This window comes from Stenotrophomonas sp. MYb57, from assembly GCF_002966815.1.
Classification (GTDB): Bacteria; Pseudomonadota; Gammaproteobacteria; order Xanthomonadales; family Xanthomonadaceae; genus Stenotrophomonas; species Stenotrophomonas indicatrix.
The window spans coordinates 3527197-3550270 of the sequence record NZ_CP023271.1 but is presented as its reverse complement, the minus strand read 5'-3'; the positions used below and the strand labels follow the sequence as shown (position 1 = coordinate 3550270).

18 protein-coding genes and 1 riboswitch are annotated in these 23074 nt (G+C 66.1%); of the genes, 7 read left to right on the top strand and 11 right to left on the bottom strand.

The features are described 5' to 3' along the window. Positions 1-88: 88 nt before the first annotated feature. The 3 genes from CLM74_RS16310 to CLM74_RS16300 form a co-directional block, all read right to left on the bottom strand. Complete coding sequence (locus tag CLM74_RS16310) at positions 89-556, bottom strand: hotdog fold domain-containing protein (RefSeq protein ID WP_105164515.1); 468 nt, start codon at positions 554-556, stop codon at positions 89-91. Between the two features lie 72 nt (positions 557-628). After that, positions 629-3106 carry an acyl-CoA dehydrogenase gene (locus tag CLM74_RS16305; protein WP_105164514.1) on the bottom strand — a complete coding sequence of 826 codons (2478 nt, stop codon included), beginning with the start codon at positions 3104-3106 and terminating at the stop codon, positions 629-631. After that, positions 3103-4020 carry an alpha/beta hydrolase gene (locus tag CLM74_RS16300; protein ID WP_033831779.1) on the bottom strand — a complete coding sequence of 306 codons (918 nt, stop codon included), beginning with the start codon at positions 4018-4020 and terminating at the stop codon, positions 3103-3105. Before CLM74_RS16300 ends, CLM74_RS16305 begins: the two co-directional genes overlap by 4 nt. Positions 4021-4162: 142 nt before the next feature. Between CLM74_RS16300 and CLM74_RS16295 the strand changes: the two genes are divergently transcribed. After that, on the top strand, positions 4163-4765 hold the full coding sequence (locus CLM74_RS16295) for a TetR/AcrR family transcriptional regulator (protein ID WP_025877807.1): 603 nt from the start codon (positions 4163-4165) through the stop codon (positions 4763-4765). A gap of 138 nt (positions 4766-4903) precedes the next feature. Here the strand turns inward: CLM74_RS16295 and CLM74_RS16290 are convergent, their stop codons facing one another. The 3 genes from CLM74_RS16290 to CLM74_RS16280 form a co-directional block, all read right to left on the bottom strand. Next, positions 4904-7666, bottom strand: coding sequence for a TonB-dependent receptor (locus CLM74_RS16290; RefSeq protein WP_025877809.1), 2763 nt, complete (start codon positions 7664-7666; stop codon positions 4904-4906). 375 nt (positions 7667-8041) lie between these two features. Beyond that, the gene (locus CLM74_RS16285; RefSeq protein ID WP_032952038.1) at positions 8042-8896 is read right to left on the bottom strand and encodes a hypothetical protein; all 855 of its coding nucleotides are present in this window, start codon (positions 8894-8896) and stop codon (positions 8042-8044) included. 120 nt (positions 8897-9016) lie between these two features. After that, positions 9017-9910, bottom strand: coding sequence for an Hsp33 family molecular chaperone HslO (locus CLM74_RS16280; RefSeq protein WP_033831777.1), 894 nt, complete (start codon positions 9908-9910; stop codon positions 9017-9019). Positions 9911-9987: 77 nt separating this feature from the next. Here CLM74_RS16280 and mtgA point away from each other — a divergent pair, with 77 nt between their 5' ends. From mtgA to CLM74_RS16265, 3 genes are all read left to right on the top strand, one after another. Beyond that, the gene (gene mtgA, locus CLM74_RS16275; RefSeq protein WP_025877813.1) at positions 9988-10737 is read left to right on the top strand and encodes a monofunctional biosynthetic peptidoglycan transglycosylase; all 750 of its coding nucleotides are present in this window, start codon (positions 9988-9990) and stop codon (positions 10735-10737) included. Between the two features lie 105 nt (positions 10738-10842). Next, a complete protein-coding gene (locus CLM74_RS16270) occupies positions 10843-11862 on the top strand; it encodes a glycosyltransferase family 2 protein (protein ID WP_025877815.1) in 1020 nt (339 codons plus the stop codon). Beyond that, positions 11822-12253, top strand: a complete 432-nt coding sequence (locus CLM74_RS16265) for a CBS domain-containing protein (RefSeq protein ID WP_025877817.1) — start codon at positions 11822-11824, stop codon at positions 12251-12253. Before CLM74_RS16270 ends, CLM74_RS16265 begins: the two co-directional genes overlap by 41 nt. A 571-nt stretch (positions 12254-12824) precedes the next feature. On the opposite strand, the gene CLM74_RS16260 is transcribed toward CLM74_RS16265, so the two are convergent. The 4 genes from CLM74_RS16260 to CLM74_RS16245 all read right to left on the bottom strand — a co-directional run bounded on the left by CLM74_RS16260 (position 12825) and on the right by CLM74_RS16245 (position 18210). Next, on the bottom strand, positions 12825-14798 hold the full coding sequence (locus tag CLM74_RS16260; RefSeq protein ID WP_105164513.1) for an AsmA family protein: 1974 nt from the start codon (positions 14796-14798) through the stop codon (positions 12825-12827). 113 nt (positions 14799-14911) lie between these two features. Further along, positions 14912-15550, bottom strand: a complete 639-nt coding sequence (locus CLM74_RS16255; RefSeq protein WP_025877819.1) for a hemolysin III family protein — start codon at positions 15548-15550, stop codon at positions 14912-14914. Between the two features lie 96 nt (positions 15551-15646). Further along, positions 15647-17251, bottom strand: coding sequence for a peptide chain release factor 3 (locus tag CLM74_RS16250; protein WP_025877820.1), 1605 nt, complete (start codon positions 17249-17251; stop codon positions 15647-15649). Between the two features lie 74 nt (positions 17252-17325). Next, entirely contained in the window at positions 17326-18210 is an 885-nt protein-coding gene (locus tag CLM74_RS16245; RefSeq protein WP_032976586.1) for a M23 family metallopeptidase, read from the bottom strand. Positions 18211-18347: 137 nt separating this feature from the next. Continuing rightward, a riboswitch (SAM riboswitch) is annotated at positions 18348-18466 on the top strand. Positions 18467-18542: 76 nt separating this feature from the next. On the opposite strand from CLM74_RS16245, the gene CLM74_RS16240 reads away from it, so the two are divergent. Genes CLM74_RS16240 through CLM74_RS16230 form a run of 3 tightly spaced genes read left to right on the top strand, consistent with a single transcriptional unit; the run spans position 18543 to position 21870 of the window. Continuing rightward, positions 18543-19574, top strand: a complete 1032-nt coding sequence (locus tag CLM74_RS16240) for a homoserine O-succinyltransferase (RefSeq protein ID WP_025877822.1) — start codon at positions 18543-18545, stop codon at positions 19572-19574. Continuing rightward, complete coding sequence (locus tag CLM74_RS16235; RefSeq protein WP_088100574.1) at positions 19571-20806, top strand: O-succinylhomoserine (thiol)-lyase; 1236 nt, start codon at positions 19571-19573, stop codon at positions 20804-20806. The genes CLM74_RS16240 and CLM74_RS16235 overlap by 4 nt, the downstream gene beginning before the upstream one ends. Continuing rightward, complete coding sequence (locus CLM74_RS16230) at positions 20803-21870, top strand: homoserine dehydrogenase (protein ID WP_032976589.1); 1068 nt, start codon at positions 20803-20805, stop codon at positions 21868-21870. The genes CLM74_RS16235 and CLM74_RS16230 overlap by 4 nt, the downstream gene beginning before the upstream one ends. 97 nt (positions 21871-21967) lie before the next feature. Here CLM74_RS16230 and CLM74_RS16225 read toward each other — a convergent pair whose 3' ends face one another. After that, positions 21968-22963, bottom strand: a complete 996-nt coding sequence (locus CLM74_RS16225) for an alpha/beta hydrolase (RefSeq protein WP_105164512.1) — start codon at positions 22961-22963, stop codon at positions 21968-21970. Between the last annotated feature and the right edge of the window lie 111 nt (positions 22964-23074).

Sequence of the window (23074 nt, the reverse complement as noted above, 5' to 3'; positions counted from 1 at the left end):
CGTCCCCTGGGCATCCCACCCCTCCGGCCCAACCGATGAACCGCTTTTCAGCATCCACCCACGAGGGGCTGCGCCGTTCGCGGCAACATCACTTCGCCGGCGACACCCACATGTCGATGACCGCGCTGAACACCTCCGTCCCCGCGCGGTCGCGCACACTCACCGTCACCGGCAACGCATAGCCTTCGGTCGCCACCACGATCGGCTGCGCCGGCAATGCCGTCGCCTGCAGCGTACCGCGCGCCTTGGCCAGGTACTGCACCTGCATGCCCTTCGGGATCCAGCGCATGCCCTTGGGCAGTGACGCATCGACCATCAGCCCGGCGGTCAGTTCGGCCAGGTTGCACATTGCGATCGCGTGCACCGTGCCGATGTGGTTGCGCACCTTGCGGCGGTCGGCCAGCGTGCCCTCGCAGCGGCCGTTCTCCAGGTGCGTGATGCGCGGGGCGATGCTGGCGAAATAGGGCGCCTTGAAGCACACCGCGCGCGAGAACAGCCAGGCACCGGCAGGCCAGCGCTGCAGGCGGTGGTAGAGCGAAAGCAGGGGCGTGGACATGGCGGTTTCCGGTCGGCGGACAAAGCGACGGCGGGCCAGGCCCGCCGTCGAGGCAACGCGTGTCGCGGGCGATCAGGCCGCCTGCGAGTGCGGGTCCTTGTTCTGGCGGTCGTAGTAGCTGGCCGCGCGCAGTTCGTGGGTGTCGAAGTCGTCCACGGTGATGGTGTCCAGGGTCAGCGTACGCAGCTCTTCCAGCAGGCTGCGCTCGTCCTGGGTGATCACGCCTTCGGCCACAGCCTCGTCGAGCTGGCTGTTGAAGTCCAGCGCCTCGATGCCCTTGCTCTTCAGCGCCTTCAGGAACTTGCGCTCCACCGGCTCGGCCATGATCGCCTTGCTCAGGTAGCTGTTGATGCGGCCACCCGGGTTGTTCTCGCACGGGGTCAGGAACACGCCGCTGGCGAGGCGGTCGCGGGCTTCGTTCGGGGCCATCAGCAGCGCAGCCACGCGACGGCTCAGGCGGTCGCCGGGGGCCTCGGCACGACGGCCCAGCGGGAAGATCAGTGCCCACATCAGCCAGCCGATCGGACGGATCGGGAAGTTGCGCAGGGCAGCCGACAGCGATTCCTCGATCTTGTGCACACTGTCATGGAAGGCCCAGGCCAGCAGCGGCTGGTCGGCCTGCGGGGCGCCTTCGTCGTGGTAGCGCTTGAGCATGGCGCTGGTCATGTACACATGGCTCAGCACGTCGCCCAGGCGGCCGGACAGCGATTCCTTGAACTTCAGCTTGCCGCCGAGCGTCATCATCGAGATGTCGGCCATCAGCGCCAGGTTGGCCGAGTAACGGTCCAGCTTGCGGAAGTAGCGGCGGGTGTAGGCGTCGCCCGGGGCAGCGCCGAAGCGTGCGCCGGTCAGGCCGAACCAGAACGAACGAACGGCGTTGGAGATGCCGTAGCGGATGTGGCCGAACAGGCTGCGGTCGAAGTCCTGCAGGCCGGCACGGGTGTCGGGGTCCTGCGCGGCCTTCATTTCCTTCAGCACCCACGGGTGGCAGAGGATCGCACCCTGGCCGAAGATCAGCAGGCTGCGGGTCATGATGTTGGCGCCTTCCACCGTGATGGCGATCGGCGCGGCCTGCCAGCTGCGGCCGGCGAAGTTGCGCGGCCCCAGGATGATGCCCTTGCCGCCGATCACGTCCATCATGTCCGAGATCACTTCGCGGCTCATGTTGGTGCAGTGGTACTTGGCGATCGCCGACGGCACCGACGGCACGTCACCGCGGTCCACAGCAGCGGCGGTGGCCTGCGACAGCGCGCTGATCTTGTACGCCTTGCCACCGATGCGGGCCAGCGCTTCTTCCACGCCTTCGAAGCGGCCGACCGACAGGCCGAACTGCTTGCGGATGCGCGCATAGGCGCCGGTGACCGCGGCACCCGCCTTGGCACCGCCGCTGGCGGTGGAAGGCAGGGTGATCGAGCGACCCACGGCCAGGCACTCGTTGAGCATGTTCCAGCCCTTGCCGGCCATCGCAGCGCCACCGATCAGCTGGGTCAGCGGAATGAACACGTCCTTGCCGCGGATCGGGCCGTTCTGGAACGTCGAGTTCAGCGGGAAGTGGCGACGGCCGATCTCGACGCCGGCGGTCTCGCGCGGCAGCAGGCCCAGGGTGATGCCGATATCGCGGGTCTGGCCGATCAGGCCATCCGGATCGTACATGCGGAAGGCCAGGCCGATCAGCGAGGCGACCGGCGCCAGGGTGATGTAGCGCTTGTCGAAGGTCAGCTTGACGCCGAGCACCTGCTCGCCGTTCCACTCGCCCTTGCAGACGATGCCGTAGTCGGGAATGGAGGTCGCATCGGAGCCGGCGAACGGACCGGTCAGGCCGAAGCAGGGCACTTCGCGGCCATCGGCCAGACGCGGCAAGTACTGGTCCTTCTGTTCCAGGGTGCCGTAATGCACCAGCAGTTCACCCGGGCCCAGCGAGTTGGGCACGCCGACGGTGGAACTGACCACCGAAGACACCGAGGCCAGCTTCTGGATCACCTTGTGGTGGGCCAGCGCGGAGAAGCCCAGGCCGCCGTATTCCTTCGGAATGATCATGCCGAAGAACTTGTTCTTCTTGATGAAGGCCCACAGTTCCGGCGGCAGGTCGGCATGGACGTGGGTGATTTCCCAGTCGTTGACCATCGTGCACAGCTGTTCGACCGGGCCATCGAGGAAGGCCTGTTCTTCAGCGGTCAGCTGCGGCTTGGGGTAGTTCAGCAGGATGTTCCAGTCCGGATCACCGGTGAACAGTTCGCCTTCGAAGCCTACCGAGCCGGTTTCCAGGGCGATGCGCTCGGTCTGCGACAGCGGCGGCAGCACCTTGCGGAACACCTTCATCATCGGGCCGGTCAGCAGCGGTTTGCGGATGAACGGCAGCAGCAGCGGCACGACGATCACGGCCAGTATCGCGGCGGCGACGATCGTGGCGGTCTGGTTGACGTAGGGGATGAACCAGCAGGCCACCAGCAGGGCCACGCTGATCAGCGTCCAGGTCAGCAGGCGCATGCGGTGGTAGGCGACGAACGCGCCTGCCAGCAGCAGGGCGAGGAAGGGAATGACGAGGCTCATGAGCGTGCTCCGGTGACGTGCTCGTTTATGGCGGACGAAGCTGCAGCATCCGCTGCGGGCAACACGTCCAGATAGTCCAACACAGTAGCGGTAAAGGCGTCGTTGTCATCACCGGCGACCATGTGCGTGGCCTGCGGCAACTGTACGTGGCGTGCGTGTGGCGCCAATGCCAGGAATTCGGCCACCGTCTGCGGGGTGACCAGGTCGCTGCGGCCACCGCTGACCAGCAGCAGGGGGCACTTCACCTGGCGCGCGGCTTCGGCCAGTGCGTCCTGGTGCTGCTCGCTGTCACGGGCCAGTTCGGCCACCAGACGCGGGTCCCAGTGCCAGCGCCAGCGACCGTGGCCATCTTCGCGCAGCAGGGCGCGCAGCGAGTCTTCGGACTTGCGCGGGCGATGCGGCACATAGGCCGAAATCACATCGGCAGCCTGCGACAGCGAGGCGAATCCTTCCGGATGCGCGGTCATGAAGGCGAGGATGCGCTCGACGCCAGCGGTATCCCAGCGCGGAGTGATATCCACCAGCACCATGGCCGAGAACAGGCCCGGCCAGCGTGATTCGGCCAGCAGGCCGAACAGGCCGCCCATCGAGGCAGCCACCAGCACCGGCGGTCGCGGTTGTTCGCCGGCCAGCACGATCAGGTCATCGGCGAACTGCTCACCGTGGTACGCCAGATCGGCCGCATTCCAGTCGGAGTCGCCGTGCCCCCGGGCGTCGTAAGCCAGGGTCTGCAGGCCGGCTGCCGACAATGCCTTGGCCGTAGTCGTCCAGGCATGGCGGGTCTGGCCAAATCCATGCGCGAACAATACGCGCCCGCGACGGCCGGAGGTGCTGGCGGTTGCAGCCAGCGAGGCACCGTGGGCCGCCTCCAGGCGCAGGTCATGGAATGCAGCGGGAGTAGGGGACATAACCATACTCGCTAGTATGGATGGGTTCGGCGGGATGTCAATACTGCACGGTATGGTGCGCTGCGGGAATGCCTCTCGGCCCGGCTGCCGACGGTTTCGGCCGCAACCGCGTACTGCAACGAACCCCGGCGTATGGTTAAATCAGCACATGAATCAACCTGACGCTTCCGCCGGCGAACCGCGTGCCGGCCGCAACAGCCGCCTGAGTGCCGAAGACTGGGCCCAGGCGGCCCTCGATCTGATTGCCGAGCAAGGTGTGAGCGCCGTCGCGGTGGAGCCGCTGGCGCGCCGCCTTGGCGTGACCAAGGGCAGCTTCTACTGGCACTTCCCCTCGCGTGATGCGCTGCTGCAGGCGGCACTGGAACGCTGGGAACTGTTCGAGCAGGAACAGGTGTTCGGCAGCCTGGAAGATGTGCCGGATCCACGCGTGCGCCTGCGTCAGCTGTTCCAGATGGTGGCGCACGAAGTGCAGCCGCACATCATCTACAGCGAGTTGCTGAAGGCACTGGACCATCCGATGGTGCGGCCGGTGATCGACCGCGTGTCGCAGCGACGGCTCGATTACCTGATCGCCTCGTTCCGCCAGGCGGGCCTGAGCTCGACCGATGCACGCCATCGCGCACGCCTGGCTTACGCCGCCTATGTCGGCTTCCTGCAGTTGTCGCTGCAGCTGCAGCAGCCCAAGCAGGCGCGCGAGGATTTTGAAGCGTATGTCGAGCATCTGATCGACACGCTGATTCCGAACGGCTGAGGCGTTCTTCATCGCTGGATGCAGAAAGGCCGCGGCAGTGCCGCGGCCTTTTTCGTTGGTGTTGACGCCAGCAGCGAACGTACAAAAAACAACGGCCCCTTGGGGGGCCGTTGCTGCATCAGCTGATCAGTGGAGCGATCAGAACTTCTGCTTGTACTGCATGTACATGTAGCGGCCCGGCAGGTCGTACTGCGGGTCGAACATGTTGTACGAGGTCGAGTACGAGACCGGCGGCTGCTTGTCCCATGCGTTGTTCAGACCCAGCATGATCGTGCCCTTCCACGGGGTGTTGTAGCGCACCTGGATGTCGTGGTAAGTGGTCGAGCCCATGTGGTTCTTGCGGCCATCCGGATCGGAGCAGTAGCTGCGCAGTGCGCCGCCCAGCAGGCAGTCTTCGGTCATGCCGGACTTGTAACGCAGGCCGTAATTGACGCCGAAGTCGCCGAAGGACCAGTCGACGTACAGGTTGGAGCGGATGCGCCAGTACGGATCCTGGTCGAGATAGCGACCCTGGCGGCCTTCCACCTCGGAATCTTCGGTGGCCTTGGTTTCCCACTTGGAAAGGTAGGTGCTGTCCCAGCTGACGGTGAACTGGCCGAACGAGGTTTCCGGCAGGCGGTACAGCACGCCCAGATCCCAGCCTTCCACCTTGTACGACGCCAGATTCTGCAGCGGCATGTCGACGTTGGTGATGGTGTAGCGTTCTTCGATGGTGCCGTAGGCTGGATCACGGGTGATCAGACCGCAGTACGCGGCCTGTTCTGCCGGGGAACCACCGTAGCAGTAGTTCATGATGTCCTGGATCGCCGGACGGGTGATGGCGTCTTCGATCTTGATCTGCCACCAGTCCAGGGTCACGTTCAGGCCGCTGACAAAGCTCGGGCTCCACACCAGGCCCAGCGTCTTGCTGGTCGAGGTTTCCGGCTTCAGGTTCGGGTTCGACTTCCAGGTGAACGGCTCGGCAGTCTGGGCCGCGCCCGACTGCGGAACGCCATCGTCGTCCTTGGTGTTGGGCTGGACGAAGCCAGCCGGAACGCCCTGGGCGATACACTGGGCCAGCACCGCACCGGTCGGGCCGTTGGCAGCTGCGCACGGATCGGCGTAGGTTTCGAACGAGTCGCCGTCACCGCCATACAGGTTGCTGATGCTCGGCGCGCGGAAGCCTTCCGAGTAGTTGCCGCGGATCATCAGGTCGTCGATCGGCTTCCAGCGGAAACCGAACTTGTTGTTGGTGGTATTGCCGAAGTTGCTGTACTTCGAGTAGCGGGTCGCCGCGCTGAAGTCGAGCAGCTTGGCGCCCGGCAGGTCGGCCAGCACCGGGATCGACAGTTCCAGGAAGACTTCATCCAGGTCGTAGCCGCCCTTGGTCGGCTTTGCGCCGTTGCCGGTGCTCAGGCCTGCAGCGATGAAGGCGTCCGGATCGAACTGACCGGTCTCCTTGCGGTACTCGTAACCGGCAGCGAAGGCCAGAGCACCGGCCGGCAGCTGCACGATTTCACCGGAGATGTTGGCGTAGTAGCCCTTGGACACCAGGCTGGCCGAATCGTGTGCGGTGAACGAAGTGTAGTCGAGCGCGGCCTGGCTGATCGAGCCTTCCGGGCCCAGAGCGTTGACCGGCACGCACTCCGGAATGATGTCGCCGCCCGGGGCGGTGACGCAGACCGGCACGCCGCCGCGCATTTCGGACGGGCCGTAAGCGTTGCGCAGGTTGGCCAGATTGAACAGGCCGTAGGTCAGGTCGTTCTGGTCGGTCTTGTCGTAGCGGTAGCCGACATCCCAGTCGAAGTTACGGTCCGCGAACTCGAAGAAGCCTTCGAAGCCACCGTAGAAGTGCCAGTTCTTGACGTTCTGGTTGAACGAACGGCCGCCGCTTTCATTGAAACGACGGTTGACGCCGGTCAGGTCTTCACCCGTCGGGTTGTACATGCTGTTGGCGCTGAGGCGCATGCTGGTGACCGGCATGGCCGCCAGCAGCTGCTCGGACTTGCGCTCGTTGTACATCGCCTCGGTACGGAAGGTGATGTTGTCGGTAACGTTGTACGAACCAGAAGCGAACAGCGACGTACGTTCCTGCGGGGTCAACAGGTAGTTGTCCGGGGCGGTGTTGTAGCCGTGGACGTTGGCGTTGAACGGCGTCTCCACGCCGTTGATCAGCACATAGCGCTCGTCGTTGCGGATGTAGGAGCCCGGCATGCCGGTGCTGCTCTGGCCGTCGAAGAACGGCGGGCCACCGGCGGAGATCTTGCGATCGCCGGCCATGACCTTGCCTTCCTTGACGTAGGAGACACCCAGCATCAGCGATGCGCGATCGGTGGTGGTGCCGATGGTGAAATCGGCTGCTTCACGCTCGCCGTCACCGTCGCTGTACTGGCCCTTGTAGAAGTTCGCTTCGGCGCCGTCGAAGTTCTGCTTGGTGATGATGTTCACCACGCCGGCGATGGCATCCGAACCATAGATGGTCGAAGCGCCGTCCTTCAGGATGTCGATGCGCTCGATCATCGCGGTCGGGATGGTGTTCAGGTCGACGCTGCCGTCCAGACCGGTGGTCCAGCGACGGCCATTGACCAGCACCAGGGTACGGTCCGAGCCGAGGTTGCGCAGGCTGATACCGGCCGAGCCGTCACCGCCGTTGTTGAAGGTGCGGTTCAGGGCGGCACCGTTGGCGGCAACGCGCTGCAGGATGTCGGCGACCGAGGTCACACCCTGCTTTTCGATGTCGGCGCGGGTCAGGCTCAGGACCGGCTGCGAGGTTTCGATGTCGGTGCTCTTGATGCGCGAACCGGTCACCGAGATGCGATCCAGGTTGGTCGCTTCCTGCGCCTGGGCCGTTACGGACGTCGCCGCACCGGCGATCAGCGCGACGACGACAGCGTCACGCAGCTTGTTGGACTGGAAATTCATTGGCTCTCTCTCTCCAAGAAATCTTGGCTGGGGTAGTGCCTGCGCGGCGGTGCCAAAAAAGAAGGCTCCAAAATCGCGAGGCTGAATCGATAGTAACGGCCCCCAGCCAAAAATTAAAGCTGCGTTAATTCACGCTGTGGTTACACATGAATTCGCTTTGATTTCTTTTATTTCAATGAGTTATCTGGATGTGGGAAGGGGCGCAACCGCGCCTGCCTGCCCTCGACGCACAAAAAAGTTTCAGTTGATGCATGTCGTGATGTATCCGTTTGTAACGGATAGGTGCTTTTCGCACTTGACAGATGTGTCCAGAAACAATTCGGGCGCCCCTGGGCGCCCGATGTTCAACACAGCTTGTTCGCGGTCGATGAGCGACTACAGATCCTGCTCGTAGCGCACGTACGGCACGGTGCCGTCATCGTTGCTTTCGTTGCGCGGGGAGAACGGGTTCTTGCCGCGGCTGATGACGTTTTCCGCGCCGACGGTGAGCTGGCCGGACCACGGGGTGCGCCAGGTCAGGCCGATGCCCAGGCCTTCCCACTTGCCGGGCTTGCCGGGAACGTCAACCACGCGGCCGATGATGCTGCCGCTGAAATTGCCGTAGCCGGCGCCCAGGCTCAGGCTCTTGCTGTCCCATCGGTCAACGATGGCCGGTGAGGCGTCGGCCAGGGGTACCAGGCGTGCCTTGGCATAGGTGCCGGCGATGGAGACAAAGCCTTCGCGACCGATGTTCTTCTGCGCGAACACGGTCAGGTCATTCTGTTCGGCGCGCAGCGACGGGGTCTTGCTGGGCGTGGCCAGCCAGGCGGGCAGGGTCTCGCGGCCAGTGCCGGCAGTGATTCCCAGGCGGCCGGTGCCACGGTTGAGCGCGGCGGTACCGGTCAGGCGCCGGTTGGAGCCGATGGCATCATCGTCGTCGCCCAGGCTGGCCAGCATGCAATGGCTGGCCAGTCCGCTGATGCTGGAGCCGCTGCTGCTGTTGCACAGCAGGCCGAGCGAGTCGCCCGAAGACAGGCCGAACGCAGCATCGAGCGAATTGCGGCCGAAATGCCAGCGTGCGCCCACGGCCTGCTCGCCGGTCGGTTCCAGGTACAGCAGGGCCTCGACCTTGCCACTGCCCTTGTTCCAGACCGGAATGACGGTGCGGGTGTCCTTGCTCTGCGCGTGCACGCCCGTGATCGCGCCAAGGGCGATCAGAAGGGCCAGCGGTAGACGCAGGAAGGTACGCATCGGACCAGTTCAGACAGGGACGGGCAGTGAAAGTTCCCGCTGGGGCGGGAACTCGATCCTAGGGTGTTTATGAATTCTTAACAAGCCTTGTTCCTCCCCAGATACAAGACTCATTTGGTATTACTGAAGTCGTTCAGGTGCCGGTACAGCCCCCTGGGCACCGTGGAACAGTATGCCGAACTCCGTCAACGGAAAGTGATACTCCTGTCCGCAGAATTCGCAACGTACGTCTACGGCGCCGGTGTCTTCGGCAGCCGCACGGGCCTCTTCCTCGCCCAGCGAGAACAGCATCGAGGCGACCCGTTCACGCGAGCAGGAGCAGGCGAAGGACAGGGCCTTGTCACCCACCAGCTCCGCCTTCTCCTCGTGGAACAGCCGGTGCAGCAGTTCCTCGGCCGGGGTGGCCAGCAGCTCCGCCTTGCCCAGGGTGTCGAACAGCGCGCTGGCGCGGGACCAACCATCGTCGTCGCCTTCGTCGCCCGGCAGCTTCTGCAGCAGCAGGCCGGCAGTGCCGTCGCGGCCGGCGGCCAGCAGCAGCCGCGTCGGCAACTGCTCGGACTGGCGGAAGTAGTCTTCGAATGCTTCATCCAATTCCGGCGCGGTCAGTGCGACCAGGCTCTGGTAGCGCTGCGGTTCGCGCGGGTCCAGGCCGGGATTCTCGATGGTAATGGCCAGCAGGGCGTCCTGGCCAAGGTCGGTCAGGTCGCGGGGGGCGTCACCGCCCTCGGCAATCTGGACGATGCCACGCAGGGTGCCGGCGGCGGTGCATTCGGCGAACAGGGTACGCAGGGCGGTATTGCTGCGCAGCTGGATCGACAGGCGGCCGTCCACCTTGGTGTGGCCGGTGAACAGGGCCGATGCCACGCAGGCTTCGCCGAGCAGTTCGGTGGCGCTGTCCGGATACTCGCCGTGGGACTGGATGTCCTGCCAGGTGGCCTGCAGGCGCACGTGGACGCCACGGACACCGGCATCGGGGAGCAGGAAACGGATAAGGGAATCGGATTGGGCGGTCATCGGCTCACATCGCGCGGAAACGGGGATGGTTGCCGGATAATGCGCCGACAACCAAGCATAAGAAGGATGCACCAGTAATGGGGGCAGGGGGAGAGCAGGACAAGGTAGTGGCCGCCGCCGACGCGGCACCGCGCAGGCGCTGGCGCTGGAAGCGGCTGCTGTGGCTGCCGGTGCTGTTCGTGGCCTTCAGCTGCCTGCAGGTCCTGGTGCTGCGTTTCATCGATCCGCCGCTGTCCACGGTGATGGTCTGGCGTTTCGGTGAGGCACTGGGTGAAGGCGACTGGTCCTACCGGCTGCACTACCAGTGGCGGGACCTTGACCAGATGGCGCCGAGCCTGCCGATTTCGCTGGTGGCCGCAGAAGACCAGCGCTTCCCCGACCACAGCGGGTTCGACCTGCAGGCCATTGAAAAGGCGCGCGACCACAACGCGCGGGGCGGGCGCCTGCGCGGGGCCAGCACGATCAGCCAGCAGGTGGCCAAGAACCTGTTCCTGTGGCAGGGCCGCAGCTGGATCCGCAAGGGCCTGGAGGTCTGGTACACGGTGCTGATCGAAGCCTTCTGGCCGAAGCAGCGGATCCTGGAGATGTACGCCAACATCGCCGAGTTCGGCGACGGTGTGTATGGCGCCCAGGCAGCGGCGCAGACATTCTGGGGCAAGGACGCCGCGCGGCTGAGCCCTGCCGAGAGCGCGCGTCTGGCGGCAGTGCTGCCGGCGCCGCGCCGCTACAACGCGGCCAAGCCAGGCCCCTACGTTCAGCGTCGTGCGGCGTGGATCCAGCGGCAGGCACGGCAGCTGGGTGGAGCGGGGTACCTGGCGGAGGACTGAGGCGCCACGACCCCAGATGTCCGTGGTGCCTTCCGATGCGGGAAGCGGGTATTTCGAACGCTGGACTGACGGGCTGCATCCCCGTCAACGACGTACAATCCGGCGATGACTCGTGAGCGTCTTACCTTCGTCATCGCCGCACACAACGAAGAGCTGGTGCTGCCCCAGCTGCATCCGCGATTGTGCGCGGTACTGGACGGCCTGGCCGGAATCGATGGTCACATCCTGTACGTGGATGACGGCAGCAGTGACACGACCTGGTCGTTGATCGCCTCGCTGGCCCAGGCCGACCCGCGGGTATCGGCGCTGAAGCTGTCGCGCAACTTCGGCAAGGAGGCGGCGCTGACCGCCGGCCTGGACCATGTGCGCGAAGGCGCGGCGATGATCCTCGACGCTGATGGCCAGGACCCGCCGGAACTGGTGCCGCACTTTGTCGAACGTTGGCGGCAGGGCTACGACAACGTCTACGGCACGCGCCTGGTACGTGACGGTGAGAGCTGGAGCAAGCGTGCTGCCGCATCGGTGTTCTACCGGGTGATTGGTCGCCTCTCGCGCACGCCCATTCCGGCCGATACCGGCGATTTCCGCTTGTTGTCGCCGCGCGCGCTGAGCGCATTGCGCGAGATGCGCGAACGTCACCGGTTCATGAAGGGGCTCTTCAGCTGGGTCGGTTTCCGCCGCGTGGCGGTGCCGTATCACCGGCATGCCCGTTTGGCCGGCAGCAGCAAGTTCAGCCTGTGGCGGCTGTGGAACTTCGCACTGGAAGGGATCACCGGCTTCTCGACGGTCCCGCTGCGGGCGGCCACCTACATGGGGCTGGCCACCGCAGGCGTGGCCTTCGTGTTTGCCATCTGGGTGATTGCGAAGGCAGCGTTGTACGGCGACCGGGTGGCCGGGTGGCCGACCATGATGGCGGTGATCCTGTTCCTCGGGGGCGTGCAGTTGATCGCGCTGGGGCTTATCGGCGAGTACCTGGGACGCCTGTACGAGGAGTCCAAGCAACGGCCGTTGTACCTGGTTGACGCATGGTTGGCCCCTTCCGTGGCAGACTCGGAGCTGCAACCCACCCTGGGAGGGCAGGCAGATGACGTCGGTACGGCAACTGTTGGACGGCAAGTCCCCTGAAGTGCATGCGGTCGCGCCAGGCGCGGCGGTGATCGATGCGATCCGGTTGATGGCGCAGAAGGGCATCGGCGCGGTGCTGGTGATGGATGGCCCGCGACTGGTCGGGATCCTCTCCGAGCGTGATTACGCACGCAAGATCGTGCTCCACGATCGTTCGTCGCGTGACACCGCAGTGTCGGAAATCATGACCGCGAAAGTAGTGACGGTGAGTCCCGGTGAGCAGGTGGAACACTGCCTGCAGCTGGTGACCGATTACCGCATCCGCCATCTGCCGGTGGTCGAGGGCGGGCAGGTACTGGGGGTGATTTCCATCGGTGACCTGGTGAAGTCGGTGATCGATGCGCAGCGGCGCGAGCTGGATCAGCTGCAGCAGTACATCGTGGCGGGGTGAGTTCTGTCGCTGGCGGGCCTGCGGCCCGCCGGCCCGCTTTTTCAAGCAACTGCCAAAGCCAAAGCCAAAGCCAAGGCAGCGCCTGCCTGACATGCCGGGGAGGCGGAGGGCATGGCCGTGCAGGACACGCCGTAAACCCGTCCATGGGGGCTCGATGGCGCCATCCATGGCGCCAACGGTCCTGCACGGCCATGCCCTCCGCCTCAGGACACGTTCCTGCGAGCGCGGCGGCCTTCACCCTGACTATCTGCCGTTGGTAGATGCCAACCTTGGTTGGCACTGCTTTTGATTCTGCTTTCTTCTTTTGATCTTGAATTCCTGCTCTCGTTTCGCGCGCGCAGGAAACTGTCGGGAGGGTGACGGGTGGCCCAGGCAGGACCGTTGGCGCCATGGATGGCGCCATCGAGCCCCCATGGGTGAGGGCGCTTTGCTTGCGAAGCACTGCTTCGCAAGCGCCCGAACGCACAGCCGCCAGCGGCTGGGCCGGACCGCGGAGCGGGGTTCACGGCGTGTCCTGCCTGGGCCACCCGTCACCCTCGTCCCATTTGCAGTAGGGCGCCGAACGCCCGCTCTACTTCGCGTAGTGCCCACCGCAGTCGGCATCCTTGCCCGGCCCCAGTTCGATGGTGGCCAGCAGTGCCGCCGGCGGCGCGATGCTGCCCAGCGTCAACGCCACCGCACCCCGGATACCCAGCGCCTTGAAGTCCGGGCGGAACGACGGGTCCTTGAAGGTGCCGCCGATGCGCAGCGGCGAGCGCAGCACCAGGATGCTCCTGTCCTTCGGTCGTGGCTTCAGCAGCAGGTCCAGCGTTTCATCGCGCAGGCTGACATCGCCCTCGCCGAGGATGATCGTATCGGTGGTGTCCACTGCCATCGACCGGGTATGCATCAGGCCCTCGCGCACGCCGAAGTCGGCGAAGGCGCATCGCAGCGGAATCTGTTTGTCGCCGGTGAACAGGAATTTCAACGACTCGGTGATGTCCAGTCCCGCCACTTCCATCAGCAGGTTGCCGACGTGGCCGCGGCCCATGCCCAGCGCCACGTTGCCGCTGCTGCTGCCGAGCATCGCGGCGATCGAGTTGCCGTTGCCGGTCAGGTCAATGGCGCCGCTGATACCCCCCTTGGCCTGTTCGGCCAGCTTGGCGTCGGGGAACAACTGGCCCAGCTGCACGCCGCGCACGCTGGCCTTCAACGAGGTTGCAATCTGCGGGCGACGTGCATCCATGCGGATCGTGCTGCGGATGTCACCGCCGGCAACGCCGAAGTTCAGCGGGTCCAGCCGCAGTACACCATCGTCCAGCAGCAGGTGTGCATCCATGTCGTCCAGCGGCAGCTTGGGTGCATTGATGCGCTGGGCCTTCCAGCGCACGTCGGCATCCATCGCGCGCAGCTTGCCCAGGTTGTACGGCGTGGCCGGCAGCACTTTGGCGCTGGCGGCCACGCGCGCAGCCTCGGCCCGCTGTTCTGCATTGGCAGTCTCGCCGCCACCGGTCTTCGGGGGGGCACCGACGAAGCCGGCAAGGTCATCGAAATCGAGGCGGCGCGACACCAGGTTCGCGGTCATCCGAGGGCGTTCCCTGGAGACATCGAACTGCACATCGCCGCCCAGGTCGCTGTCGCCGACTTTGCCGGTGAAGCGCTCGTAGCGCCACACCTGGTGATCGCGCTTCAGGCGGCCATCCAGTGCGTAGGGCGGGGAAGGCGGAATGGCGATGCCCAGCAATGGATACAGGTCGGCCAGGTCTTGACCGCTCAGCGCGAACTGCAGGTCGAATACCTGCAGCTGGAACGGGTTGGTCAAGGTGCCGCTGGCAACGGCATGGGTGGCCCCGGCGCGGCCATCCAGATGGATGCGGAAGGGGTGTGCGCTGTCGGTCAGTTCCAGCGGCGATTCGGTGCCGCCGCTCAGGGTAAAGGGATTGCCCTGCCAGCGGCCCTTGCCGGCCACCAGCAACGGTGGTGCGGCGTCGGCCTGTTTCGGTTGCCCGCTGCGAACGTTCACCAGGATGTCGGTGCGGCCGAGTGCGTCGAGGAACTGCAGTCGACCATCGTCGATGTGCAGGCGCTTGAGCTGCGGCGTGGTGCCGCCCTTGCTGTCGCTGAGGAAGTTCCAGTTGCCGGGGTCACCTTTGCGCGGGGCGGTTTCCAGCAGTACGTCCGGGCGGGTCAGGCGCACTTCGGGCAATTGCACGCTGCCACGCAGCAGCGGCCACACCCGTACGTCGATCTCGACCCGGTCGGCGCTGACCATGGTGGGCTGCTTCGCCCAGGGCGCATTGGCAAAGGTGAGGGTATCGGCGCGCACGGTGCTGGTGCGGCCGAGGTCGACATCCAGGTTGCCGATGTGCAGGGCGCGGCCGGTGCGCGCCTGTACCGCACGTTCGACCGGGCCCTTGAACCAGTTCCAATCCCAAAGGGCGATGAGGACCAGCAGTGCCGCGAGCAGGAACACCAGCACGGCGAGCCAGCGCTGCCCGCGGCGACCGGGACGACGCAGGCGCCAGCGCGACGCCTTGGGAGCAGCAGGAGCAGAGGCAGCATTCACACCGCCATGGTTGCCCCGTCGGGGTGGACGGGGCGCGAAGCGATCATGTGCATCGTGTGCAGAGCCGGTGCCTGCTCGCCGGCCAGGGGCCTGGCGTTACCCTCAATACGGGGTCACAGCACCTGTCGAGTCACGGCGACGAAGTGGCAGACGCTGCCACCGATCACGAACAGATGCCAGATCGCATGCGAATAGGGGATGGATTCGCGGTGGTAGAAGTACGTGCCCAGCGTATAGGACAGGCCGCCGCCGAACAGCCAAGCCAGGGTGCCACCATCGATCGAGGCCCACATCGGCTTGATCGCCACCACCACCAGCCAGCCCATGGCGATGTAGATCACCGTGGACAGCAGCTTGAAGCGGCCGGTGTAGAACAGCTTGAACACCACGCCGCCGAGCGCCAGCGCCCAGATCGCGGTGAACATGCCCCAGCCCCAGGGGCCGCGCAGGCCGATCAGGGTGAACGGGGTATAGGTACCGGCGATCAGCACATAGATCGCGCAATGGTCGAACACCTTCAGGCGGCCCTTGGCCTGCGGGTGTTGGATGGCGTGGTACAGCGTGGAGGCGGTGTACAGCAGCAGCAGGGCGATGCCGAACACGATCGCACTGGCCAGCTGCCAGCCATCGCCGTAGATCGCGGCCAGGGTGATCAACACCGCGCTGGCGGCCAGGGCAAGCACCGCACCCAGCCCGTGGGTCAGGGCGCTGGCAATTTCTTCGCGGATCGAATCAACGGAAGTCGTGGACATGGCATGGGCATCGTCTGCAGGGAGGGGGACCTGCACCCCCCTATCATCGCCGCGATGGCGGGCGCGTGCACCCCCGCCACCGTATGGTCGCTGGAATCAGTTGCCGGTGACCGTATGCGCGGCTTCACGGGTTGCCGAGAAACGCACGTCCGGCGCACGTTCCTGCGCCAGCTGCAGGTTGACCCGGGTCGGTGCCAGGTAGACCAGGTGGCCGGCCGCGTCGAGGGCCAGGTTCAGCGCGTTCTTCTCGCGGAACTCCTCCAGCTTCTTCTCGTTGCTGCAGTGGACCCAGCGCGCCGTGGTCACGCTGACCTGCTCGAAGGTGGCTTCCACGCCGTATTCGTCCTTCAGGCGGTAGGCAGCCACATCGAACTGCAGCACGCCCACCGCACCCAGGATCAGGTCGTTGCTGGTCAGCGGACGGAAGAACTGGGTCGCGCCTTCCTCGGACAGCTGTGCCAGGCCCTTCTGCAGCTGCTTGAGCTTGAGCGGATCGCGCAGGCGGGCGCGACGGAACAGTTCCGGGGCGAAGTTGGGGATGCCGGTGAAGGTGATCGCCTCGCCTTCGGTGAAGGTGTCGCCGATGGAAATCGTGCCGTGGTTGTGGATGCCGATGACATCGCCCGGCCACGCCTCGGCGGCGATTTCACGGTCGCTGGCCATGAAGGTCAGCGCATTGGCCAGCTTCATGTCCTTGCCGGTGCGCACGTGCAGGGTCTTCATGCCGGCAGTGAACCGGCCCGAGCAGACGCGCATGAACGCCACGCGGTCACGGTGCTGCGGATCCATGTTGGCCTGGATCTTGAACACGAAGCCGGTCAGCTTCGGCTCCTGCGGGGCGACGTCGCGACCGGTGGTGGAGCGCGCCTGCGGCGACGGTGCGTGTTCGACGAAGAAGTCCAGCAGCGGCTGCACGCCGAAGTTGTTCACGCCCGAACCGAAGAACACCGGGGTCTGCTTGCCGGCCCGGTAGGCCTGCAGGTCGAACGGGTGGCTGGCACCCTGCACCAGTTCCAGTTCGTCGCGCAGGTCGGCCAGCATCCGCTCGCCGATCTTCTCGGCCAGCCCGGGCGAATCGATCGAGGGGAAGATGGTCGAATCCTGACGGGTGAAGTTGCGGCCCTGCTCGTACAGATGCACTTCGCCGGTGATCAGGTGGACCACGCCCTTCAGGCGCTGGCCCATGCCGATCGGCCAGGTGACCGGCGCGCACTGGATGCCGAGCACGCTTTCAACCTCGTCCAGCAGGTCGATCGGCTCCTTGCCCTCGCGATCGAGCTTGTTGATGAAGGTCATGATCGGGGTGTCGCGCAGGCGGCACACTTCCATCAGCTTGATGGTGCGCTCTTCCACGCCCTTGGCCACGTCGATCACCATCAGCGCCGAGTCCACCGCAGTCAGCACGCGGTAGGTGTCCTCGCCGAAGTCGGCGTGGCCCGGGGTGTCGAGCAGGTTGATGATCTTGCCTTCGTACGGGAACTGCATCACCGAGGAGGTGACGGAGATGCCGCGCTCCTTTTCCAGCGCCATCCAGTCCGAGGTGGCGTGGCGGGCAGCCTTGCGGCCCTTCACCGAGCCGGCCATCTGGATCGCGCCTCCGAACAGCAGCAGCTTTTCGGTCAGCGTGGTCTTGCCGGCGTCAGGGTGGGAAATGATGGCGAACGTGCGGCGACGCGACGCTTCGGTGGCGACTTCGGACATGGCAGTGGCGCCCGCACGGGGCGCTTTTCAAAGAGATAAGCGCCCGATTATACCGGCCTGCCGGCGTCGGCGGGTCAGCGCCCGGCGCTGGCGTCCCCGCTGCCCTCACGGGCGAAGTGCAATTCGCCCTGCGGGGCGAGGATGCGCACCGGCACCGAACGCAGCCCCATGCCCCGGTTGAGCTGCACCACGAAGTGCAGGTGCGGTGCGGTGCTGTAGCCACTGTTGCCGGACAGGCCGATCGGCTGCCCGGCCTGCACGGCCTGGCCGGGACGCACGCGCATGCCGCCGGCCTGCAGGTGGGCGTACATCGCCATGCTGCCGTCGCTGTGAAGGATACGAACGAAGTTGGCGCGTCCGGCATCGCGTTCACGGTCCAGGCCATTGCCGCGGAAACCGTCCTGTACCTGCATCACCGTGCCCTCGCGGGCGGCCAGGACCTGCGTTGCTTCGGGCAGGGCAAAGTCGATGGCGTCGCGGTTCTCCTCGTCATCGTGGCTGAACCGGCCCTGCGGCGCCTGGTCCACGCGCAGCTGGGCAGCCTGGAACGGCAGGCGATAGGCGACGTCTTCGGCGCGCGCGGCCGGATTGCCCGGCACCGACTGCAGACGAAGATCCAGTGCCTTGCCGTTGGCAGGAGAGGGAAGATGGCCCACCACCAGGCTGCCGGTGGCCTGCACCAGTGACTGCAGCGGCAGGCCCTCCACCTGTGTGCCGGGGGCGGCGCGCAGCTCGATCTGCACCGGGCCGGACAGTGGGTTGTCGATCCGCGCCTGCCACTGGTCGCCCAGCGACTGCAGGCGCAGGCGGGCCATCGGCGCCGCGTGCGGCGTGGCGCCGGCCGTGCGCGCGGCCGGCGTCTGTGGCACCAGTCCCCAGCCCTGGCGCCAGTCGGCAGCGTTCGCGGGGGCGCTCGCCAACAGGGGCAGCAGGAGGCAGGGCAGGGGCAGGCGGCGCATCGAAGGCTCCAGCGACATGGACCGCCGGGACTCTACGCAAGCTGTCGGGACGGGGGAAGGGTGGGGGCTTTGCATTCATCCATCTCTTTATCCGCATGAAGGGATTGACATGCCCGAAAAGGACTGGCATCGTGGCTCCACCATCGAGACCGGCAGAGGGACAGGCCCTTTGAAGCCGGGGCAGCCCGCAGACGCGAAAGCGCCTGCGTAGGTGCCAAATCCTGCGGGGACCGTGGCGTCCACCGAAAGATGGTTCGAACCTGCACCCAACGTGCACTTCGAACGCGAGCCCCGCGAAGGCTCGATGGCCGATTTCCCTACCGGAACCCGCCATGAGCTTCGCCACCAGCACCGTGCTTCGCCCCGAACCCTTTGTCCCCGTCAGCGTGCCGGTCGATGACCGCGTGCACGCCGAGCGCGGCGAGTTCGCCGCCGTGCTGTCGATGCGTCATGCCGGCCCCTGCCCGGTGCGCCTGCGCTATGAGTGGGTCGGTCCGGTCAACGCACCGGTGGTGGTGCTGGCCGGCGGCATTTCCGCGCACCGCCATGTGGCCTCGAATGCGCAGTTCAGCGAAAAGGGCTGGGCCGAAGGCCTGGTCGGCAGTGGCCGCGCACTGGATCCGCAGCAGCTGCGTGTGCTCGCGTTCGATTTCATCGGCGCTGACGGTGCGTTGGATGTGCCGATCGATACCGCCGACCAGGCCGATGCGTTGGCGCTGCTGCTGGATCACCTCGGCATCCGCGCATTGAAGGCATTCGTCGGCTATTCCTACGGCGCGCTGGTCGGCCAGCAGTTCGCGATCCGCCACCGTGCCCGGGTACGCCAGCTGGTGCTGGCCAGCGGTGCGCACCGCCCGCACCCGTATGCCGCCGCGTGGCGTGCGCTGCAGCGCCGTGCCGTGGCGCTGGGCCAGCTGCAGTGTGGCGAAGACCACGGCCTGGCGCTGGCCCGCCAGTTCGCCATGCTCAGCTACCGCACACCGGAAGAATTCGGCGAACGCTTCGACGCAGCACCGGAGGTGGTCAATGGCCGCGTCCGTGTCGCGGCCGAAGATTATCTCGACGCGGCTGGTGCGCAGTACGTCGCGCGCACGCCGGTCAATGCCTACCTGCGCCTGTCCGAGTCGATCGACCTGCACCGCGTGGACCCGAGCGCGATCCTGCCGCCGACCGTGGTGGTTGCCGTTGAAGGCGACCGCCTGGTTCCGCTTGCCGACCTGGTCGGCCTGGTCGAGGGACTGGGCCCACGCGGCAGCCTGCGCGTGCTGCGCTCGCCCTACGGTCACGACGCCTTCCTGAAAGAAACCGATCGCATCGACGCGATCCTCGCCACCGCCTTCCGCACTTCTGGAGAGTCCGCATGAGCCTGCACGCCGCTGAACCGTCCTGTTGTCGCACCACCGCCGCCGTCCGCGCCGGCATCGATCGGGACACCGCCCACGGCGCGGTCACGCCGCCGATCGTGCTGTCGTCGAACTTCAGCTTTGAAGGCTTCGGCAACAAGCGCCAGTACGACTACACCCGCAGTGGCAATCCCACGCGCGACCTGCTGGGTGAGGCGCTGGCCGAACTGGAAGGCGGCGCCGGCGGTGTGGTGACCGCCACCGGCATGGGCGCGATCAACCTGGTGCTGAACGCACTGCTGCAGCCCGGCGACACCCTGGTGGTGCCACACGATGCGTACGGCGGCAGCTGGCGCCTGTTCAACGCGCTGGCGAAGAAGGGCCATTTCGAACTGGTCACTGCCGACCTGACCGACCCGCGCGCGCTGGCCCAGGCCCTGGCCACGCAGCCGAAGCTGGTGCTGGTGGAAACCCCGTCCAACCCGCTGCTGCGCATCACCGACCTGCGCTTCGTGATCGACGCGGCGCACAAAGCCGGTGCGCTGGTGGTGGTCGACAACACGTTCCTGTCGCCGGCATTGCAGCAACCGCTGTCGTTCGGCGCGGACCTGGTGCTGCACTCCACCACCAAGTACATCAACGGCCACAGCGACGTGGTCGGTGGTGCGGTGATTGCCCGCGATCCCGCCGTGCATGAACAGCTGGTGTGGTGGGGCAATGCCCTGGGCCTTACCGGCTCACCGTTCGATGCGTTCCTGACCCTGCGCGGCCTGCGTACGCTGGATGCACGCCTGCGCGCGCACCAGGAAAACACCGCCGCGATCGTGGCGCTGCTTGATGCGCATCCTGCGGTGGCCAAGGTCTACTACCCGGGCCTGGCCGATCATCCGGGCCACGCCGTTGCCGCGCGTCAGCAGAGTGGTTTCGGCGCGATGCTGTCCTTCGAACTGGCCAGCTGTGCCGGCGATGATCCGCATGCTGCTGTACGTGCGTTTGTCGATGGCCTGCGTTACTTCACGCTGGCCGAGTCGCTGGGAGGCGTGGAAAGCCTGATCGCACACCCGGCGACCATGACCCACGCCGCAATGACTGCCGAAGCACGCGCGGCTGCGGGCATCAGTGAAGGCCTGCTGCGTCTGTCGGTCGGTATCGAGGGCGAGCGCGACCTGCTGGCCGATCTGGCCAGCGCTCTGGCGCGCGCCGAGGCGGTGATCGATGCGGTGGCGCGCGGCAAACAGGTGGCAGACGCATGAGCGCTTTGCCTGTCGAGATTCCGCTGCTGGGTACTGGCCGCTTGGCGCTGCTCGGAACCGGCACCGTCGGTTCGGCCTTCGTGCAGCGCTACCAGGCGTTGCAGGCGCGTGGGCTGGAACTGCCCAGCGTGCAGTGGCTGGCCAATTCACGCACCGCGCTGGCGATTGACCGCGATCTGGCGTTGCCGCTGGAACTGGCACGGCGTGCGCCGCGTGATGGGCAGAGTTCGCCGCCGTGGGCCAGCGCTGAAGGGCTGGAGCGTGGCGACGTGGTGGTCGATGCCACCGCCAGCGAAGATGTAGCGGCGCGCCACGTGCAGTGGTTGGCGCGCGGTGTGCACGTGGTGACCGCCAACAAGCTTGGCCGCGGTGCGCAGCTGTCGCGCGCGCAGGCCATCGCCGATCGTTGCGCCGACAGTGGTGCGCGTTACGGCGACAGCGCCACCGTCGGCGCCGGCCTGCCGTTGCTCAGCAGCCTGCGCGCGCTGGTTGCCGGTGGCGACCACATCCATGCCATCGAGGGCGTGCTTTCCGGTTCGCTGGCGTGGCTGTTCAATCGTTATGACGGCCAGTCGCCGTTCTCGGCGGCGGTGCGTGAAGCGCTGGCGGCCGGCTACACCGAGCCGGACCCGCGGCTGGATCTTTCCGGCGAGGATGTGCGCCGCAAGCTGTTGATCCTGGCCCGCAGCAGCGGATTGGCGCTGGACGCGTCGCAGGTGCAGGTCGACTCACTGGTGCCGGATGCGCTGGCTGCGCTGCCGCTGGAAGATGCAGTGAATGCGCTGGAGCAGCTGGATGCACCGCTGCAGGCACGTTGGCAGCGGGCGCGCGACAACGGCCGGGTGCTGCGTTTTGTCGGGCGCGTCGATGGCGAGGGTGCGCAGGTGGGCCTGCGTGAGTTGGCTGCCGACCATCCGCTGGCGCAGGGCGCGGGCACCGACAACCGCGTGGCCATCCACAGCGATCGCTACCGCGCGCAGCCGCTGTTGATCCAGGGGCCGGGCGCGGGTGCGGAAGTGACCGCAGCGGCGCTGCTGGATGACGTGCTGCGGATCGTGGGGTGAGCCCGGCCGCCGCTGCGCTCGCCGGGCGTGGCCCGGCGCTACCCACACCGATCCTCGTAGCTCGTAGCGCCGGGCCATGCCCGGCGGTTATGGAACTTCAACGCGCCTTGAGTGCCTTCAACAATGCGGCATTGAACTGCTTCGGGTCCTGCACCTGCGGCGAATGGCCCAGTGCCGCGAACTCGACCAGGGTCGAGCCGGGTATCGCCGCCGCTGCCGCTTTGCCCAGTGCCGGGTAGTTGCCCAGCGTCGCCTTCAGTTCGGGCGATGCCTGGTCACGGCCGATCGCCGTGCGGTCCTTCTGGCCGATGAACAAGGTGGTCGGCACCTGCAGGTTCTTCAGTTCGTAGACGACGGGTTGGTTGAACACCATGTCCGAGGTCAGTGCCTGGCTCCAGGCCACCTGCTGCTTGCCCACGCCTTCGTACATGCCCGACTGCATGCGCGCCCACGGTTCATACGCCGGCTTCCACTTGCCGTCGTAGTACACATCCAGCTGGTAGCGGCGGATGCTGTCATAGCTGATGTTCATTTCGCCGGCATACCACGCATCCACGCTGCGCCAGGGCACGCCCAGCGCCTTCCAGTCTTCCAGCCCGATCGGATTGACCAGCGAAAGACTGCGCATGTCCTGCGGATACATCAGCGCATAACGGATGGCCAGCATGCCGCCCATCGAATGGCCGACCACGTGCACCGGTACATCACCCAGCTGCAGCTGCTGCAGCAGCGCGTGGGTATTGTCGGCCAGCTGCCCGAACGAATACTGGTAGCGCTCGGGCTTGCTGGATTTGCAGAAACCCACCTGGTCCGGCGCGATCACCCGGTAGCCTGCCGCCACCAGCGGCTTGATCGTCTCCTTCCAGGTTGCCGCGCAGAAGTTCTTGCCATGCAGCAGCACCACCACGCCGATCGGCTTCTTCTTCGGCGCAACATCCAGATAGGCCATCTCCAAGGCCTGGCGCTGCGATTCCAGTGCGAAGGTCTTCACTGGATAGCCGTAGTCGAAGCCCTCCAGCCGCGGCCCGTAGGTTGGCGCAGCGAGAGCGGACAGCGGAAGGCAGGCGAGCAGGGCGGTGGCGATCACGCGCATGGGACATTCCGGGGCAGGGGATGCCCGAGCCTAACCGGAAAACGGTGACGGTGTTGTCCGGTCGAGAACGGCACTGCAGAGCCGGGTCGATGCCCGGCCCTGCAGTAGAGC

What these genes read in the sequence shown, in the direction of transcription:
- CLM74_RS16310 (WP_105164515.1), bottom strand. Translation starts at nt 556, where the DNA reads ATGTCCACGCCCCTGCTTTCGCTCTACCACCGCCTGCAGCGCTGGCCT.
- CLM74_RS16225 (WP_105164512.1), bottom strand. Translation starts at nt 22,963, where the DNA reads ATGCGCGTGATCGCCACCGCCCTGCTCGCCTGCCTTCCGCTGTCCGCT.
- CLM74_RS16250 (WP_025877820.1), bottom strand. Translation starts at nt 17,251, where the DNA reads ATGTCCGAAGTCGCCACCGAAGCGTCGCGTCGCCGCACGTTCGCCATC.
- mtgA (WP_025877813.1), top strand. Translation starts at nt 9,988, where the DNA reads ATGGGGGCAGGGGGAGAGCAGGACAAGGTAGTGGCCGCCGCCGACGCG.
- CLM74_RS16245 (WP_032976586.1), bottom strand. Translation starts at nt 18,210, where the DNA reads ATGCGCCGCCTGCCCCTGCCCTGCCTCCTGCTGCCCCTGTTGGCGAGC.
- CLM74_RS16265 (WP_025877817.1), top strand. Translation starts at nt 11,822, where the DNA reads ATGACGTCGGTACGGCAACTGTTGGACGGCAAGTCCCCTGAAGTGCAT.
- CLM74_RS16290 (WP_025877809.1), bottom strand. Translation starts at nt 7,666, where the DNA reads ATGAATTTCCAGTCCAACAAGCTGCGTGACGCTGTCGTCGTCGCGCTG.
- CLM74_RS16230 (WP_032976589.1), top strand. Translation starts at nt 20,803, where the DNA reads ATGAGCGCTTTGCCTGTCGAGATTCCGCTGCTGGGTACTGGCCGCTTG.
- CLM74_RS16295 (WP_025877807.1), top strand. Translation starts at nt 4,163, where the DNA reads ATGAATCAACCTGACGCTTCCGCCGGCGAACCGCGTGCCGGCCGCAAC.
- CLM74_RS16285 (WP_032952038.1), bottom strand. Translation starts at nt 8,896, where the DNA reads ATGCGTACCTTCCTGCGTCTACCGCTGGCCCTTCTGATCGCCCTTGGC.
- CLM74_RS16240 (WP_025877822.1), top strand. Translation starts at nt 18,543, where the DNA reads ATGAGCTTCGCCACCAGCACCGTGCTTCGCCCCGAACCCTTTGTCCCC.
- CLM74_RS16280 (WP_033831777.1), bottom strand. Translation starts at nt 9,910, where the DNA reads ATGACCGCCCAATCCGATTCCCTTATCCGTTTCCTGCTCCCCGATGCC.
- CLM74_RS16255 (WP_025877819.1), bottom strand. Translation starts at nt 15,550, where the DNA reads ATGTCCACGACTTCCGTTGATTCGATCCGCGAAGAAATTGCCAGCGCC.
- CLM74_RS16270 (WP_025877815.1), top strand. Translation starts at nt 10,843, where the DNA reads ATGACTCGTGAGCGTCTTACCTTCGTCATCGCCGCACACAACGAAGAG.
- CLM74_RS16305 (WP_105164514.1), bottom strand. Translation starts at nt 3,106, where the DNA reads ATGAGCCTCGTCATTCCCTTCCTCGCCCTGCTGCTGGCAGGCGCGTTC.
- CLM74_RS16300 (WP_033831779.1), bottom strand. Translation starts at nt 4,020, where the DNA reads ATGGTTATGTCCCCTACTCCCGCTGCATTCCATGACCTGCGCCTGGAG.
- CLM74_RS16235 (WP_088100574.1), top strand. Translation starts at nt 19,571, where the DNA reads ATGAGCCTGCACGCCGCTGAACCGTCCTGTTGTCGCACCACCGCCGCC.